This is a genomic window from Streptomyces katrae, assembly GCF_002028425.1.
GTDB lineage: Bacteria > Actinomycetota > Actinomycetes > Streptomycetales > Streptomycetaceae > Streptomyces > Streptomyces katrae_A.
Map to the genome: position 1 here is coordinate 5,187,702 of NZ_CP020042.1, position 16,951 is coordinate 5,204,652.

At 74.2% G+C, this 16,951-nt stretch carries 14 protein-coding genes; 9 read left to right on the forward strand and 5 right to left on the reverse strand.

Annotated features, from left to right (window positions below; all coding sequences use genetic code 11):
- Positions 1–50 precede the first annotated feature (50 nt).
- Positions 51–1,013, reverse strand: coding sequence for a zinc-binding dehydrogenase (locus tag B4U46_RS23880; RefSeq protein ID WP_079429729.1), 963 nt, complete (start codon positions 1,011–1,013; stop codon positions 51–53).
- 464 nt (positions 1,014–1,477) lie between these two features.
- Positions 1,478–2,680 (reverse strand): NAD(P)-dependent malic enzyme, encoded by a 1,203-nt coding sequence (locus B4U46_RS23885; protein WP_079429730.1) that lies wholly within the window; start codon positions 2,678–2,680, stop codon positions 1,478–1,480.
- Between the two features lie 527 nt (positions 2,681–3,207).
- On the opposite strand from B4U46_RS23885, the gene B4U46_RS23890 reads away from it, so the two are divergent.
- From B4U46_RS23890 to B4U46_RS23900, 3 genes are read left to right on the forward strand one after another with little or no spacing between them, the layout of a single operon-like run.
- Positions 3,208–4,155, forward strand: coding sequence for an ABC transporter substrate-binding protein (locus tag B4U46_RS23890; RefSeq protein ID WP_079429731.1), 948 nt, complete (start codon positions 3,208–3,210; stop codon positions 4,153–4,155).
- Between the two features lie 31 nt (positions 4,156–4,186).
- A complete protein-coding gene (locus tag B4U46_RS23895; protein ID WP_079429732.1) occupies positions 4,187–5,143 on the forward strand; it encodes an amino acid ABC transporter permease in 957 nt (318 codons plus the stop codon).
- Between the two features lie 20 nt (positions 5,144–5,163).
- Positions 5,164–5,916 carry an amino acid ABC transporter ATP-binding protein gene (locus B4U46_RS23900; RefSeq protein ID WP_079431951.1) on the forward strand — a complete coding sequence of 251 codons (753 nt, stop codon included), beginning with the start codon at positions 5,164–5,166 and terminating at the stop codon, positions 5,914–5,916.
- A 72-nt stretch (positions 5,917–5,988) separates the two neighbouring features.
- On the opposite strand, the gene B4U46_RS23905 is transcribed toward B4U46_RS23900, so the two are convergent.
- Positions 5,989–6,762 (reverse strand): class I SAM-dependent methyltransferase, encoded by a 774-nt coding sequence (locus B4U46_RS23905; protein ID WP_079431952.1) that lies wholly within the window; start codon positions 6,760–6,762, stop codon positions 5,989–5,991.
- Between the two features lie 93 nt (positions 6,763–6,855).
- On the opposite strand from B4U46_RS23905, the gene B4U46_RS23910 reads away from it, so the two are divergent.
- Positions 6,856–7,485 (forward strand): CGNR zinc finger domain-containing protein, encoded by a 630-nt coding sequence (locus tag B4U46_RS23910; RefSeq protein ID WP_079429733.1) that lies wholly within the window; start codon positions 6,856–6,858, stop codon positions 7,483–7,485.
- On the opposite strand, the gene sodX is transcribed toward B4U46_RS23910, so the two are convergent.
- Positions 7,389–7,808, reverse strand: coding sequence for a nickel-type superoxide dismutase maturation protease (gene sodX / locus B4U46_RS23915; RefSeq protein WP_185117179.1), 420 nt, complete (start codon positions 7,806–7,808; stop codon positions 7,389–7,391). The two genes, B4U46_RS23910 and sodX, sit on opposite strands and share 97 nt — an antisense overlap.
- 174 nt (positions 7,809–7,982) lie before the next feature.
- Between sodX and sodN the strand changes: the two genes are divergently transcribed.
- Positions 7,983–8,378: a superoxide dismutase, Ni gene (gene sodN, locus B4U46_RS23920; RefSeq protein ID WP_007266490.1), complete on the forward strand. Its 396-nt coding sequence runs from the start codon at positions 7,983–7,985 to the stop codon at positions 8,376–8,378.
- A 122-nt stretch (positions 8,379–8,500) separates the two neighbouring features.
- Here sodN and B4U46_RS23925 read toward each other — a convergent pair whose 3' ends face one another.
- On the reverse strand, positions 8,501–8,686 hold the full coding sequence (locus B4U46_RS23925) for a DUF6104 family protein (protein ID WP_018102711.1): 186 nt from the start codon (positions 8,684–8,686) through the stop codon (positions 8,501–8,503).
- A 150-nt stretch (positions 8,687–8,836) separates the two neighbouring features.
- Here B4U46_RS23925 and B4U46_RS23930 point away from each other — a divergent pair, with 150 nt between their 5' ends.
- Genes B4U46_RS23930 through B4U46_RS23945 form a run of 4 tightly spaced genes read left to right on the forward strand, consistent with a single transcriptional unit; the run spans position 8,837 to position 16,891 of the window.
- Positions 8,837–10,900 (forward strand): trypsin-like peptidase domain-containing protein, encoded by a 2,064-nt coding sequence (locus B4U46_RS23930; protein WP_159402118.1) that lies wholly within the window; start codon positions 8,837–8,839, stop codon positions 10,898–10,900.
- 46 nt (positions 10,901–10,946) lie between these two features.
- Entirely contained in the window at positions 10,947–11,957 is a 1,011-nt protein-coding gene (locus B4U46_RS23935; protein WP_079429736.1) for an AAA family ATPase, read from the forward strand.
- A 6-nt stretch (positions 11,958–11,963) separates the two neighbouring features.
- The gene (locus B4U46_RS23940) at positions 11,964–16,007 is read left to right on the forward strand and encodes an SAV_2336 N-terminal domain-related protein (protein WP_079429737.1); all 4,044 of its coding nucleotides are present in this window, start codon (positions 11,964–11,966) and stop codon (positions 16,005–16,007) included.
- Entirely contained in the window at positions 16,004–16,891 is an 888-nt protein-coding gene (locus tag B4U46_RS23945; RefSeq protein ID WP_159402119.1) for a hypothetical protein, read from the forward strand. The genes B4U46_RS23940 and B4U46_RS23945 overlap by 4 nt, the downstream gene beginning before the upstream one ends.
- Positions 16,892–16,951: the final 60 nt, after the last annotated feature.

Genomic DNA, 16,951 nt, shown 5'->3' on the forward strand with positions numbered 1-16,951 from the left:
GGGAGGGGTGTCAACCCTGATTGACGGCGGAGTGCGGGAGGGGGTGCGGCTCAGACCGTGAGGACGATCTTTCCGAACAGGTCGCCCGCTTCGAGGCGTTCGAAGCCCTCGCGGGCGCGGTCCAGCGGAAGGACCTCGTCGATGACCGGACGGACCCCGGTGGTCGCGCAGAACGCCAGGAGGTCCTCCAGTTCGTCCTTCGTGCCCATCGTCGAGCCGACGACCTTCAGCTCCAGGAAGAAGATCCGCCGCAGCTCCCCGTGCGCAGGGGTGTCGCCGCTGGTGGCGCCGGAGATGACCAGGGTGCCGCCGGGGCGCAGGCACTTGACCGAGTGGGACCAGGTGGCCGCGCCCACCGTCTCGATCACCGCGTCCACCCGGTGCGGGAGCCGGGCGCCCGGCGGGAAGGCCTCGATCGCGCCCAGTTCCACGGCGCGCTTGCGCTTGGCCTCGTCCCGGCTGGTGGCGTAGACCCGCAGGCCCGCGGCCTTGCCCAGGACGATCGCGGCGGTGGCGACCCCGCCGCCCGCGCCCTGGACGAGGACCGAGTCGCCGGGGCGGACCCCGGCGTTGGTGAAGAGCATCCGGTACGCCGTCAGCCAGGCCGTCGGCATGCAGGCGGCCTCCGCGAAGGACAGCTCGGCGGGCTTGCGCAGCACGTTCCACGCCGGGACGCTGACCTGCTCGGCGAAGGTCCCCTGGTAGCGCTCGGTGAGCACCGAGCGGGGCTCGTCCGGGCCGACGCCGTGGCCGCTCTGGCCGATCACGGAGTGCAGGACGACCTCGTTGCCGTCCTGGTCGGTGCCGGCCGCGTCGCAGCCGAGGATCATGGGCAGTTTGTCGGCGTCGAGGCCCACCCCGCGCAGGGACCACAGGTCGTGGTGGTTGAGCGAGGCGGCTTTGACGTTGACGGTCACCCAGCCGGGGCGGGCCTCGGGGGCCGGGCGTTCGCCCAGCTCAAGGCCGCTCAGCGGCTGGTCTCGGTCGATTCGGGCGGCGTAGGCAGCGAACATGGCGCCAGAGGCTACCGGTCGGTAGGGCCCGTGACCAGGGGTGCGGGGGTGTGGATGGGCCGGAATGGAAGCGGAGTGAGATCTCTCAACTACCTTCCGTGCCATGCGGTTTGCGGGCTGCATAGGCCTAAACGGAAGAGATCGGCGGCCTCCGGATGGGGGTAATATTCAGGCCATGCGGTGGCTCGTCGTGAGCGTGTCACGGGCTCCGCACACTCCTTCTGCGTTCCCGGGGCGCCCTTCGCGCGCTCTTTCCGCGCGCCCGGTCGTACCTGGTCGTGCCTGGTCCGTTCGGTGAGGAGGCCCACGGCCGGCCGCGGCGAAGGACCCGGGACGTCCCCTCCCCGTTCGGGGGCGGGGAGGGTGCGTTCCCCTGCGCGGCGGCCCTCCGTACACGAAGAGGCCCGGCCGGATCACTCCGGCCGGGCCTCACCCGTTCAGCCCCGCGGGGCCCCGCCCGTCACTCAGACGAGGCGGGCCACACCGTCGGCCTTCGCCGCCGCGGCGACCGCGGCCGTGACGGCCTCGGCGACGCGCTCGTCGAACGGCGAGGGGATCACGTAGTCGGCGGCGAGCTCGTCACCCACGACACCGGCGATGGCGTCGGCGGCGGCGATCTTCATGCCCTCGGTGATCCGGGTCGCGCGGACCTTCAGGGCACCCGCGAAGATGCCCGGGAAGGCCAGCACGTTGTTGATCTGGTTCGGGAAGTCCGAACGGCCCGTGGCCACGACCGCCGCGTACTTGTGCGCGACGTCGGGGTGCACCTCGGGGTTCGGGTTGGCCATGGCGAAGACGAAGGAGTTCTGCGCCATCGTGGCCACGGCCTCCTCGCCGACCGTGCCGCCGGAGACGCCGATGAAGACGTCCGCGCCCGCGAGGGCCTCCTCCAGCGTCCCGGTCAGGCCCGACTTGTTGGTCAGGCCCGCGATCTCCGCCTTGACGTCGGTCAGGTCGGCGCGGTCCGCCGAGACGACGCCCTTGCGGTCGGTGACGCAGACGTCGCCGATGCCCGCGTCCACGAGGATCTTGGCGATGGCGATGCCCGCCGCGCCGGCGCCCGCGATCACGGCGCGCAGGTCGCCGAGGGTGCGGCCGGTCAGCTTGGCCGCGTTGCGCAGGGCGGCCAGCGTCACGATGGCCGTGCCGTGCTGGTCGTCGTGGAAGATCGGGATGTCCAGCGCCTCCTGGAGGCGCCGCTCGATCTCGAAGCAGCGGGGGGCGGAGATGTCCTCCAGGTTCACCCCGCCGAAGGACGGCGCCAGACGGATGACCGTCTCGACGATCTCGTCCGTGTCCTTGGTCGCGAGCGCGATCGGAACCGCGTCCACGCCGCCGAACTGCTTGAACAGAATCGCCTTGCCCTCCATGACGGGGAGGGAGGCCTCGGGACCGATGTCACCGAGTCCGAGCACGGCCGTGCCGTCGGTGACGACGGCGACCACGTTGGACTTCCAGGTGTACTCGTTCACGAGTTCCGGCTGCTCGGCGATGGCGGTGCACACCTTCGCCACGCCGGGCGTGTAGGCCAGGGACAGGTCATCCTTGTCCTTGACGGGCACGGTGGCCTGGATGGCCATCTTGCCGCCCCGGTGCAGCGCGAAGACCGCATCGGGGTTGTTGTCCGTCGCACTGTCGCTGCGAGGGTTGACGATCTCGGCTGCCACTTCGTGTGACCCCTTAAGTCCTTGTGTTGATTGAGGGTGGCCACTCCTGGTTAAGGGGTGGGCGGGCACCGCGTCCGTACTCCGCGTCGACGGTTGGCCCGTCTCCGCAGAGGGGAGGTTCGTACGCGCGGGCGCGCCGCACGCGCGCCCTGAGCCCCGGATGAGGGGTGTAAGGATCTGTTCTACCCGAAGAGCACACGCCCAGACGAGTCGATTCCGGACTGATCGTAGGGTCCTTGTCCCGGTTTTGGCCAAAAGTCCAAAGGTTGCTGTCCACCACCTGAGACGAGCCGTAAATAGTGAGGCGAAAATGCCAGGTCACGGCGGTTTGTGCGGCTCCGAGGGGCCTTGCCCGCAGTCCTGTTGGGTAGTCGGGGGCGCCCGTTATCTGATTTTGACCTCACGGGCACCCTGAATGCGCCAGTCCGAATGGCAAGATGCCGTAATCACACAAGGTCGCGGCACTCGATGGTGCGTGCTCGACCTGTTCTCGGATGCTTTTCCACCCCCGTCGGAGGAACCAGCTCATGACCGCAAGCACCACCCGTCGTACGACCGCCGCCCGGTCCCGGATCGCCGCGGTCGGCGCGATCGCGGTCGCCGGCGCCCTGATCCTCACCGGCTGTGGCGACCAGACCGACAAGTCGTCTTCCGGTACGGGTACGGCGGACAAGAGCGCCCCGCTGTTCTCCAAGCTCCCGAAGAAGATCCAGGACGCGGGTGTCATCAAGGTCGGCTCCGACACCGCCTACGCCCCGATGGAGTACGTGGACGGCGGCAAGATCGTCGGCGTGGACCCGGACATCGCCGAGGCGCTCGGCAAGCAGCTCGGCGTGAAGCTCCAGTTCACCTCCGGCACCTTCGACGGCCTGATCACCTCCCTGGAGACCGGCCGCCAGGACGTGGCCATCTCCTCGATCACGGACAACAAGAAGCGCCAGGAAGGCCTCGACGACAAGGGCCAGAAGATCGGCAAGGGCGTCGACTTCGTCGACTACATGTCCTCCGGCGTCTCCCTCCTGGTCAAGAAGGGCAACCCGGACAACATCAAGTCCCTCGACGACCTCTGCGGCAAGACGGTCGCCGTCCAGCGCGGCACTATCTACGAGGACACCTTCAAGGCCCAGGCCGAGAAGTGCGGGGACAAGAAGCTCACCATCGAGGCCTTCGACACGGACGCCGACGCGCAGGTCCGCGTGAAGGCCGGCGGCGCCGTCGCCGACCTGAACGACTTCCCGGTCACCTCGTACATCGCGAAGACCTCGGGCGGCGGCAACGACTTCGAGGTCGGCGGCCAGCAGTCCGACGTCGGCCTCTTCGGCATCGCGGTCTCCAAGGACAACACCCAGCTCCGCGACGCCCTCAAGGAAGCCGTCGACGCCATCATCAAGGACGGCTCCTACGCCAAGGTCCTGGAGAAGTGGAACGTGAAGGACGGCGCCGTGCAGTCCGCCACGATCAACGCCGGCAAGTAACACCGAAGCGCTCCACTGAAGGGCAGTCATTGTGACTGACAAGATCGACAAGGGTCCGGCAGACGCCACTCCGCCGGCCGGGCCCGGCGCCTCGGGCACCACCCCCTACGAGGCCATCAAGGCAATCCCCGTACGGCACTACGGCCGCTGGATCAGCGCCGTCGTCGTGGCCGTGGTGCTCGCGTGGCTCGTCTACGCCTTCTCCCAGGGCAAGATCATCTGGGCGACGGTCGGCGACAAGCTCTTCGACTCCTCGGTCCTCGCCGGCCTCGGCAACACCGTCATCATCAGCATCACCTCGATGGCGCTGGGCCTCGTGCTCGGCATCCTCTTCGCGGTGATGCGCCTCTCGAAGAACCCGGTCACCAGCTTCGTGTCCTGGCTCTACATCTGGTTCTTCCGCGGCACCCCGGTCTACGTCCAGCTGCTGGTCTGGTTCAGCCTCCCGCTGATCTTCCAGTACATCAACCTCGGTCCGATCTACAAGAACGAGACCGTCGACGTCATGACCCCGTTCATGGTGGCCCTCCTGGGCCTCGGCCTGAACGAGGGCGCCTACATGGCGGAGATCGTCCGGGCGGGCATCCAGTCCGTCGACGAGGGCCAGTCCGAGGCCTCCCACGCGCTGGGCATGACCCAGACGCAGACCATGCGCCGCGTCGTGCTCCCGCAGGCCATGCGCGTGATCATCCCGCCGACCGGCAACGAGTTCATCAACATGCTGAAGACCTCCTCCCTGGTCTCGGCGGTCCAGTACACCGAACTCCTGCGGGCCAGCTCCAACATCGGCAGCACCGCCGGCGCGGTCATCGAGATGTACTTCGTCGCCTCCATCTGGTACCTGGCCCTGACCAGCGTCTTCAGCGTCGGCCAGTACTACCTGGAGCGCCGCTACGCCCGCGGCGCGCAGCGCACCCTGCCGCCCACGCCGTTCGAGCGGCTGAAGGCCAACCTGAACATGTTCCGCCGTACGGAGGTCGCGCGATGACCGCCAAGACCGCTCAGCCGATGGTCAAGGCCGAAGGCGTCCACAAGTCGTACGGCGCCGCCCACATCCTGCGGGGCATCGACCTGGAGGTCGCCCCCCGAGAGGTGTTCTGCCTGGTCGGCCCGTCCGGCTCCGGCAAGTCCACCTTCCTGCGCTGCATCAACCACCTGGAGCGCATCAACGCCGGCCGGCTCTCGGTCGACGGCCAGCTGGTGGGCTACAAGCAGAAGGGCGACAAGCTCTACGAGCTGAAGGACAGCGAGGTCGCGGCCCAGCGCCGGGACATCGGCATGGTCTTCCAGCGCTTCAACCTCTTCCCGCACATGACGGCCATAGAGAACGTCATGGAAGCCCCGGTCATGGTCAAGGGCGAGTCCAAGGCGGTGGCCCGCGAGCGCGCGGTCAAGCTCCTGGACCGGGTCGGCCTCGGCGACAAGGGCGGGAACTACCCGACCCAGCTCTCCGGCGGCCAGCAGCAGCGCGTGGCGATCGCCCGCGCGCTGGCCATGGAGCCGAAGCTGATGCTCTTCGACGAGCCCACCTCGGCCCTCGACCCCGAGCTGGTCGGCGACGTCCTCGACGTCATGCGCGACCTGGCCGAGTCGGGCATGACCATGATCGTGGTGACCCACGAGATGGGCTTCGCCCGCGAGGTCGGCGACAACCTCGTCTTCATGGACGGCGGCGTCGTGGTCGAGTCCGGCCACCCGCGCGAGGTGCTGGGCAACCCGCAGCACGACCGCACCAAGGCGTTCCTGTCCAAGGTGCTGTAGCCGCGCGGCGGTGACACGGCGCGAAGGGGCGGTACGGAGGTCCGTACCGCCCCTTCGCGCTGCCGCCGGAATTTACTGCTTCAGACCTAGGACCAGCGCGTCCGAGGGGGAGCGCCAGACCGTACGGGCCTCCGCGAAGCCGGCTTCCCGCAGGGTGCGGGCGTGCCAGAACTCGTCGGGGGTGTCCCCGTCGGCGTGCTCTCCGTAGATCGCGAAACGGGCCTTCGTCGGCTCGGCCAGCACCGGGTCGGCGGCGGCCAGGGCCCACCAGTCGCGCCAGTCCAGGATCCCGGCCGCCTTCGCCCGGTCCATCCCGGCGTGCCGCTGGGCCCGGTCGGCGGCGTTGATCAGCGGGGTCGAGGCGTCGGGCATGTGGTCGGCGTTCATGAACACCCCGCCCGGGCGGACCAGCGGCGCGATCTGGCCGTAGAGGACCGCCAGCTCCTCGCTGTGCAGCCAGTGCAGGGCCGTGGCGGTCAGCACCGCGTCGTAGGAGTCGTACGGGAGCGCGGCGCGCCAGTCGGGGTCCTTGAGGTCGGCGGTGACGAAGGTGACCCGGTCGTCGCCCGCGAAGTGGCCCCGGGCGATCGTCAGCAGGGCGGGGTCGAGATCCAGCCCGGTGCTGCGGGCCTGCGGGAACCTTTTGAAGAGGCGGTCCGTGATACTTCCCGTACCGCACGCGAGGTCCAGCACCCGGGGGGCGGGGCCGGTCAGCGCCTCGACCATGTCCAGCATCACCCGGAACCGCTCCTCGCGGTCGGGCATGTACCACTCCTGCTGGCGGTCCCAGCTGTCCTGCCAGGCCTGCCAGTCCGTACCGAACGAGCCAGTCACCGTATCCGTCATCCCGAACCCCTCCATACGTAATACCCTCGAAGCGAGAGCAGCCGTTACCGGCAGCCGTGACCCGACCTTAACCCGCAGCCGTAAGGACTACAAGTGGAACTGGCCCATTACTCGGACTATGCCGTGCGCCTGGTCAACACCGAGGAGCCGGCCCGCAACAAGGACGCCCTCACCTCGGCGGACGACGTCCGTGCCCTCTTCGGCCCCAGCACCCAGATGGCCCGCCGCGTCACCGACACCGACGTCACCCGCTTCCGCAACGTCCGCGGCCGGCTCCGCGCCGTCTTCGAGGCCGCCGACAGCGGCGACCACGTCCTCGCCGTGGACCTGCTGAACTCCCTGCTCATGGAGTTCCCCGTCAGCCCCCAGGTCTCCGGCCACGACCTCGTCGGCCCCGACGGCCGCCCCGACTGGCACATCCACCTCGCCGACCACCCCTCCAACGCCTCCGCCGGCTACGCCGCCATCGCGTCCTTCGGACTGGCCTTCCACCTCACCGAGCACGGCCCCGACCGGCTCGGCCTCTGCCAGGCCCCGCCCTGCCGAAACGCCTACCTCGACACCTCCACCAACCGCTCCCGGCGCTACTGCTCCGACCGCTGCGCCACCCGCGCCAACGTCGCCGCCTACCGCGCCCGCAAACGCCTGGAGGCCGAGGAGTCCGCACGCAGCGGCCGCACCGCCGACACCGCCCAGGACAGCCGGGCCCTCAGCGAACTCTGATGCGCCGCGCGGGGCCGCAGCCGCAGCACGGCCGTCGCCAGCACCAGCTCGTCGGGGACGGCGCCGTAGTCGGTGCTGTCCCCCGTCTCGTTGAACGGGTTGTCCCCGAGCACCCACCAGCCGCCCGGCCGCCGCTCCGCCGCCCGCTTCACCACCAGCAGGTCCTGCTGCAGCGGATGCCGGAACACCACCACGTCACCCGGCCGGACCAGCGCCCCGTACCGCACCACCATCCGGTCCCCCGGCAGCAGCGTCGGCACCATCGACGGCCCCACCACCTCAGTGATCCCGATGCGCACCCGCGCCCGCCCGCTCTCCGCCATCTGTGGCCTCCTCGTCCCTGCCCGCATGGTGCCGCACGGCCCCGTAGGTTCGCTCACCCGTCCTCGGCGGAGGCTGGACTTTTGTCCTAAGCCCATGGGGGCGCCCGCGATTTCCGTCTTCTCAGCGAGTAATCTCCACCCTTGAGAAGACGATCACGAGGAGGACCCACTCCAATGCTTTCCCGCTTCTTCGCCCCCAAGGTGAAGGTCTCCGCCCACTGCGACCTGCCCTGCGGCGTGTACGACCCGGCCCAGGCCCGTATCGAGGCCGAGTCCGTCAAGGCCGTCCAGGAGAAGTACCAGGCCAACGAGGACGCGGACTTCCGCGCGCGTGCCATCACCATCAAGGAGCAGCGCGCCGAGCTCGCGAAGCACCACGTCTCGGTGCTGTGGAGCGACTACTTCAAGCCCCCGCACTTCGAGAAGTACCCCCAGCTGCACACCCTGGTCAACGACACCCTGAAGGCCCTCTCGGCCGCCAAGGCGTCCAACGACCCGGCGACCGGCGCCAAGGCCCTCGAGCTCATCGCCGAGATCGACCGCATCTTCTGGGAGACGAAGGCCGCCTGATCCAGGCCTTCCCCCGGCACCACCACCGAGGGGCCCGACCGCATGTGCGGCCGGGCCCCTCGGTCGTTCCCGCGCCACGGCGCACGCGCCGGTCAGGGCGCCCGCCGGGGCGGACCAGCGGACTACTCGTCCTCGTCCTCGTCGTCGTCCAGCCGGGCCAGCCAGGTGGCCAGGCGCTCGACCGGGACCTCGAAGTCAGGGTTGAGGTCCACGAAGGTGCGGAGCTGCTCGGCGAGCCACTCGAAGGTGACCTCCTCCTCGCCGCGCCGCTTCTCCAGCTCCTCGATGCCGCGATCGGTGAAGTACAAGTCGGGCTCCGTGCCGTGTAGTGAGTCGGGGGTGTGATGGGGTGTTTCCCGCCAGGATAATCCGGGTCCCCGGCGACACCTCCCGCCTTCCCGCCCCCGGCGCTAGCGTGGACGGAGCCGATGGGGCGGGCGGGAGAGGGGGGCCTCGGGATGCCGGACGGGCGCACGGGCGGATCCGCGCGCGCCTTCGAGCTCCTCGAACCCCTGGTCCGGGCCGCCACGGTACGCGTCCACGCGGCCCCCGGCGGGTATGACAGCGCTGGGACCGGACCCACCTGGGGGAGCGGCTTCTTCATCGCCCCCGGCTGGGTCCTCACGTGTGCGCACGTCGTCGGTGAAGGGGGTGCCGGGGTGCGTCTGGCGGGGCGTGAGGTCGGCATCAGCTTCTTCCCCGGAGGGGACACCACCGCCACCGGCACGGTCGCCGGGCGGGTGGAATGCGTCCTGCCCGAACGGCTGGACGAACGCCGGCCCGGGCGGCGGGCCCTGTGGGACCTGCCCGACCTCGCACTGGTCCGCGTCCTGTCACCCGTCACCCACACCTGCGTCTGGCTCACCGAACGGGCCAGACCCCGCCTCGACGAGGCCGCCTACTTCGGCTGCACCGAAGAACTCGGCATCCGCGAGATCACCGGCCGCACCACCCGGCTGCGCGGCCTCGCCGCGGGCGGCGCCGCCATCCGCCTCGGCGACGACGACGAGATCGAAGCCGGCATGTCCGGCGGCCCCGTCGTCGACCTGGCGCGCGGGGAGGTCGTCGGAGTGGTCAAGGCCCGGCGGCACGCCGGCGGCGGCGGGCTCGCCGTGTCCGTGTCCCAGCTGCGGACCCTGCCGATGGCGGCGACCGGCCAGACCGGGCTCTACCGCAGGGTCATGCAGGCCCACGACCTCTACCATTACGACCGGCACCTGAGCGACCTCGACAGCCGCCGCACCTGGACCGACGTCCACGACCTGCTCTCCGACGGCGAGAACGACCCCTACGGCGGCCGCGGACGGCTCACCCCCGGCGAGCGCACCACCCTGTGCGGGCTCCTCGCCGAACTGCCGCCGCCCGGCTCCTCGGAAGCCGTACGGGAACTCGCCGAACAGGCCAGGGGAGAGGAACCGGACACCACCCTCCCCGCCCCCCTCAGCTGGCGCGACGGCCTCGGCCTCCTCCACGACCCGCCCGGCGCGGGCGGCGAGGCCGCCGCGATGCTCCGCTACGCCACCGGCGTCAGCGTCGCCGACCACCGCGAACCGCCCGCCCCCGGCGCCGACGAGGAGCTGTGGGACTGGGTACGGGCCACCGCCGAACGCCTGTGGCGGCCGCTGCGCCGGGAACTCGCCGAACACCACGAACGGGGCCTGGCCGAACGGGACCGGCGCCGCCGGCAGGCCGCCGGACGGGCGGCGCAGGGCCGCACCCGGCAGCCCCAGGGCCTGCCCGCCGGACCCTCCGTGCTGCTGGAGGCCTGGGCGCACGGCTGGGAGGACGTCTACGACTGGCGGGTGTCGGTCCTGGCCGGCCCCGCCCGCCCCGGCCGGATCACCCCGGTCGCCGCCGGCGTACGGGCCACCCTCGCGGGCCTGCCCGAGGTACTGCGGGCCCCGCTCGCCGAAGGGTTCCGCCGCTGCGACACCCACGAGACGGCCGCGCTGCTCGAAGTGGCCGTCGCCCCCGAACTGTTCGGGCTGCCTTTCGACGAGTGGGCCGTCTCGGGCGGCGTCCCCGTCGGAGTGCAGCGGCCCGTCGTCCTGCGCCACGCCGACGCGGCCGGCAGCCCCGCCGCCCGCGCACGCTGGGCGCGGGTGCAGGCGGGGCCCCTGCTGGACCAGCGCGCCGACTGCTCGCGCGGCCGCCCCCGCATCCCCGCCCCGGGCTGGCTCCAGGGGCTGCCCGACACCACCGTGCCGGTGCTCTGCCGGGACCCCGCCGCCGAACCGACCCTGGGCGCGCTGCACTCCGTGCGGGACGCCGGCTACGGGGTCGCGGTGTGCCGGCGCCCCCCGGCCGACCCGTCGGCCTCCTGCGCGCCCTTCCACCGGGGGCTGCGCGAGGAGTTCACCGAGGCGGCCCGCGGCGCGGTCCTGCCGCAGCGCCTCCAGGCCCTGCGGCAGCGGGCCCACGGGGCGGACCCCGACGCGTACTGGGCGGCCGGGCTGGCCCTCGTGTGGGAGGACCCGGACCGTGCCCTGCCGGAGGACGAACCACTGCAGGGGGACCTTTGAGGCGGGGGCCCGCAGGAGAGCGGCAGCGGTGTGGGAGGGAGCGGCAGTGAACGACGAATGGCTGATCTACCGGGGAGTCGGCGAGCCCCACGACGGGATCGAGACGCTGCCCGACCCGCCGCCCTGGCGGGACTTCGACGGCGGCCCCGTCGCCGAGCCCGGCCCGGCGGCCGCGGCCGCCGACGGGAACGTGGCACGGCGGCTCGGCGCCCACCGGCAGGCCGCCGAGCTGCACCGGCCCGAGCCCGAGGAACTGGAGGCCGTCAACGCCGCCCTCTACCTGCGCCGGCCCCTGCTGGTCACCGGCTACCCCGGCACCGGCAAGTCCACCCTCGCGCACGCCGTCGCGCACGAGCTGAAACTCGGCCGCGTGCTGCGCTGGCCCGTGGTGTCGCGGACCGTCCTCCAGGAAGGGCTCTACCGCTACGACGCCCTCGCCCGGCTCCAGGACGTACAGATCGCCGCGAGCGGGGCGGGAGCGGCGACGGCCCCCGGCATCGGCACGTACATCCGGCTCGGGCCGCTCGGCACCGCCCTGCTGCCCACCGCCCGGCCCCGCGTCCTGCTCGTCGACGAACTCGACAAGAGCGACATCGACCTGCCCAACGACCTGCTGAACGTCCTGGAGGAAGGCGAGTTCACCCTCCCCGAACTCGAACGCGTCGCCGACTCCCAGCCCGAGGTCCAGGTCCTCACCGACGACGGTGCCAAGGCCACCGTCCAGGGCGGCCGGATCCGCTGCCGGGCCTTCCCCTTCATCATCCTCACCAGCAACGGCGAACGGGACTTCCCCGCCGCCCTGCTGCGCCGCTGCATCCAGCTGAGACTCGGCCAGCCCGGCGAGAAGCGCCTCGCCACCATGGTCCGCGCCCACCTCGGGGAGGAGGCCGCCCGGCTCGGAGCCGACCTGATCCGCGAGTTCCTCAGCCGCTCCCGCTCCGAACTGGTCGCCGCCGACCAGCTCCTCAACGCCATCTACCTCACCCACTACGCCTCCCCGCCCAGCCGCGAGGACCTCGCCGACCTCCTCATCCAGCGCCTCGACCGCCCGAGGTGAGCCCCGGTGCCCCGAGAGCACGCGGACCCCGGGCCCGCCGGCCCGCACGACGCCGGCGGTGACCCCGCCCGCCCCGGACCGGCGGCGGGGCCTGCGGGGCGCGCGGCCCCCGTCGACCCCCGACTGCGCGTCCTGGCCGGGCTGCTTCGGGGCGCCGGACTCGACCCGTCCCCCGAGGAGCTCGCCGACGCCCTGTGGCTGGCCGCCCGGACCCGTGAGGCGGCCCGCGCGGCCGCGCCCGGCGACGGCGGGAGCCCGGCGCCGCAGCCCGCCCGGACCCCGGCGAAGGGCGGGCCGTCCTCCGGGCGCCCCGCCGGCACGAGCCCCCCGGCCGGCGCCGAGGACCAGCCGTCCGCCCGCACCCGGGAGGACGACGCGGCCGAAGACCCCGTCGCACTCCACCCCGCCGGAACCCTCGCCCCCGACTCCCCGCCCGTCGGCGAGGTCCCCGTCGCCGCCGGGGTCCCCGTACGGGTGCCCGGGGCGGCCGCCCTGCCCCGGATCCTCGACATCCAGCGGGCCCTGCGCGCCCTCCAGCGCCACCGGCCGCCCGGCCCGCCCACCCGCACCGTCCTCGACGAGGCCGCCACCGCCGAGGCCAGCGCCCGCGCCCTCGGACTGGTCCTGCCCGTCTTCCGGCCCGAGAGCCGTCGCGAGGCGACCGTACGGCTGGTGATGGACGCCTCCCCGTCCATGGCGGTGTGGCAGGACATGTTCGACGAACTGCGGGCGGTGTGCGAGCGGCTGGGCGCCTTCCGGGACGTCCAGGTCCACTACCTGCACCGGCTCCCCGACGGCACCGCGGCCGTCGGACGCGGCCCCGCGCCCGGCGCCGGGGTGCGCTCCGGCGACCAGCTGCGCGATCCCACCGGGCGGGCGCTGACCATGGTCGTCTCCGACTGCGCCGGGCCGGTCTGGCGGGAGGGCGAGGCGCAGCGGCTGCTGCACCGCTGGGCCGAGTGCGCCCCCTGCGTGGTGGTCCAGCCCCTGCCGCAGCGGCTGTGGAACCGCAGCTGGCTGCCGACCGAGCGCGGGGTGCTGGAACGGGCGTCGGGCGGCGGTACCGGGCCGGGCGGCACGGGCGGCGGGCCCGGCGGCGGGTCCGGCGGCGGGTCCGGCGGGGGGTCCGGGGGCGGGTCCGGGCTGAGGTTCCGGCCGGACCGGCCCGCCCGGCCCGGACGGCCCACCGGCGGGCTCACCGTGCCCGTGCTCCCGCCGAACGCGACCGCCCTCGGTGCCTGGGCCCGGCTCGTGGCGGGCCTCGGCTCGGGACCCGTCCCGGCCGAGGTGGGCCGGGTCCTGGCCCGCCACCCCGCCGCCCCCGTACCGCTGCCCCGGACCGCCCGGCCCCCGGGCGAGCTGGTGCGCCGCTTCCGCTCCTCCGCCGCGCCCGGGGCCGTGCAGCTCGCCGTGTACCTGTCGGCGGCGCCGCTGACCCTGCCCGTGATGCGGCTGGTGCAGCGGACGATGCTGCCCGACTCCGAGCCGTCCGACCTCGCCGAGGTGCTGCTCAGCGGGCTGCTGCGGCGCTCCGGCAGCGCACCCGGGCCGTGGTACGAGTTCGTGCCCGGGGTGCAGGACGTGCTGCTGGGGCCGCTGGGGCGGGACGAGGCCGCGCTGGTCCTCAAGCACTGCTCGGAGTACGTGCTGGCGCACTTCGGCCGGGGCGTGCGCAACTTCCCCGCCCTCGCCGTCTCCCAGCTGACCGGGGTCCCGGCGGGGGAGCCGGGAGAGCTCGGGGAGCCCGGGACGGAGGGGGCGGACGGGCCGGACGGGACCGGCGCGGAGCAGGGGGCGGCGGGGCCGCTGCCGCAGGCCTTCGCGCAGGTCTCCGCGAAGGTCGTACGCCGCTACCTGCCCGGGCCCCCGGAGGAGGACCCGGAGCCGGCGCCCGCGCCCGTACCGCCGGGCCGGGCCCCCTCGGTACGGGCGGCCCGCGAACGCCTCCGGCACGCCGGAGCCGACGGCGACACCCGCCACCTCCACGACGCCGCCGCCCTGCTGCGGCGGGCCGCGGCGGTCCCGGCCGGGCCCGGGGACCCGCCCGAGGAGGCCGAGACGGAGCTGGCCGGGGTGCTGCTGCGGCTGTGGGCGGCCCAGCGGGACCCGGAGCTCCTCGACGAGGCCGAACGGGCCGTGACCGGGCTGCGGACCGCCGGGGGCCGGGCGGCACTGGGCCGGGTGCTGTACGAGCGGGCCCTCGTGTCGGGCCGCGAGGGGGACGCGTTGCTGGCCGCCGCCGCCCGGGAGTTCGCCGCAGCCGGGGGCGCCGCCGCGCAGGACGCGGAGCTGCGGGCGGACTGCGCCGTGCGCCGGGCCCGCACCCTGATCCGGCTGAGCGAACTCCGCGCGCACACGGGTCCGCTGCACGAGGCCCTGGCCGTCCTGGAACCCCTCGCCGCCGACCCGCCGGCCGCCACCCACCCGGACGTCCTGCTGGCCCTGGGCGCGACCCTGCTGGCCCTTCTGACCCGCACCCCGTCCCCGCCGGACCGCACGGCCCTGGCGGAACGCGCGGCGGCGGCCCTGGAAAGGGCCCTGGCCCTGCTGGAGGCGCCCCCGGCGGAGGAACCGGCAGCAGCACCCCACCCGACCCCGACGGGCCAGCCCGCACCGGACAGCCCGGCGACGGCGGGTCGGCCCGCAGCACCGGACAGCCCGGCCACAGGTCAGCCCGCGCCATCGGACAGCTCAGCCCCGGCAAATCAGCCCGCAGCACCGGATAGCCCGGCGGCGGGTCGGCCCGCAGGACCGGACAGCCCGGCGGCGGCGGGTCGGCCCGCGCCATCGGATAGCCCGGCGGCGGCGGGTCGGCCCGCGCCATCGGATAGCCCGGCGGCGGCGGGTCGGCCCGCAGCACCGGACAGCCCGGCCACGGCGGGTCGGCCCGATGCACCGGACGGGCCGCCCGCGGCACCGACCGCCCCGCCCCGCCCCGAGGGGTCGCCCGGCCCCGGCCGGTACGGCGGCATGGAGGCTCCCGCCGACGCCACCCCGCCCGCCGGGAGCCGCCCGGAGCCGGCGCCCGGCACCGGCGGCGCTCGTCCCGCGGGGTCCCCCGAGGCGCCCGCTCCCGGCGCCGGCACCGGACCGGACCCCTCGACCGGCAGGGGCCCCGCCACCCCGCCCGGCGCGACAGCCCCCGGCACGGTCGGCGGCGCGGGGCCGGATCCGGCGGCCACCCCTGCGAAGGCTGCCCCCACCGGCGCCCCCACGACGGCCGGAACGGGCACCGGACCCGCCCACGGACCCGGATCAGCGGAGTCCGCCCGCGACGCGGACGCCCCTCCGACGGCAGCCGGGGATCCCGACGGACCCCGGCCCGGGGCGCCCGAGCACGACGGGACCGGGGGTTCGCCCGCGAACGCCGCCCCGGCGCGGGACGGACGGGCCGGGGCGAGCGGGCCCGGATCATCAGACGATGCTGGCGCCGCCACCCCCGCGAAGGCAAGCAGGAGCGAGGGATACCGGGCCGGGGAACCCCACCCTGACGAGAACGCCGCCTCGGCCGCCGGCCGGCTCGGAGCCGCCCGACCCCTGCCGGGGGCGCCCGAGCACGACGGGGGCGCCGGGCGCACCGACGGGACCTGGGCCGGGGGGCCGCGCCCTGACGACCACCACCCCGCGCCGGGGGCCCCCGCCCCGGCGGGCGCAGCCTCGGCCGGGGCCGTGACGCCGGACGGGCCCCGGGCCGGAGCGGCCCACCGGGACGGGGCCGGTGGTCCGGCGGGGGGTCCCGCCTCCGCCGGGGCGGACGCGGCGGACGGGGCCCGGGGCGGGACGTCCGGCCGTGACGCGGACCCCGCCTCCACCGGGGCCGCCACGGCCGCCGGTGAGGGGGCGGGAGCTTCCGACGGGGCCGGGACGGGCACCTCGGCCGGGGGCGCCTCCCCGGGCGGCGCCCGGGGGGCCGATGGGGTGCGGGCCGGGGTAGCCGAGGGCGACGGGGGTGCCGCCGGGAGAGGCGGTCGGGCGGCCGATGGGGCGCGGGTCGGGGCGGCCGCGTCGGGCGGTGCCGGGGTGGCCGGGGGATCGGGGCCCGGGCCGTGAGCGGTGTCGGGCGGGAGCGGCGGGTTGCTCGGGTCCGGGTGGAGCTGGCAGGGGCGCTGCGGTACCTGCCCGGGCGGCTCGAAGAGGCGCGGGCCCAGCTGCTGCGGGCGCTCGAAGAGGGCGTCGGGGAGCCCGAGCTGCGGCTGGCCGCGCTGCTGTGCCTCGCCCGCGTGCACCGGGCGCGGTACGACCGTGACGGGGAACCCGCAGCCCTGGAGGAGGCGGCCGAGGCGTACGCGCGGGCCCGGCGGCTGATCCCCCGTGACGGCGACGCCTACGCCGGACTGCTGCCCGAGTGGGGCGACGTGCTCCTGGAGCGGGCCCGGGCCGCCGACGGCCGCCGCTTCGCCTCCACCGCCGTACGGGTGTTGCGCGAGAGCCGGTCGGCGGTGGCCCAGTCCCACCCCGGGGCCGCCTACCGGCTGCTGCGGCTGGCCTCCGGGCTGCGGCTGCGGCACACCTACGAAGGGGACCTGGTCGACCTCCGGGAGGCCGAGTACCTGCTGGAGCTGGCCGTCCGGCAGAGCCACCACCCCCTGGAGCGCGCCCGCGCCTGGCGCGACCACGGCGACGTACAGCAGGAGATCCACGCCCACACCCGCACCACCGACCGCCTCGACCGGGCGGCCGACTCCTACCGCCGGGCCTGGCGCGCCGCCCTGGAGGCGGCACGCGAGGACCCCGACGGCACCGGCGCCGCCCTCCGGCTCGCCGCCCGCGTGCAGGAACTGCGCGGCGGGGTCCTGGAGCACCTGGCCCGCCCCCGCGCGGCCCTGGACGCGTACCGGGCCGCCCTGGAGCTGTGGCAGCGCCAGGGACTGCCGGACGGGGAGCGGGCCGGGGCCGTCCGGACGCGGATCCACGCCCTGGAGAGCGGCGGATGAGCCGTTTCCCCCCGCCGGGCTGCGGGAAAGGGCAGTGGACCACGGCATTCCACGACATTC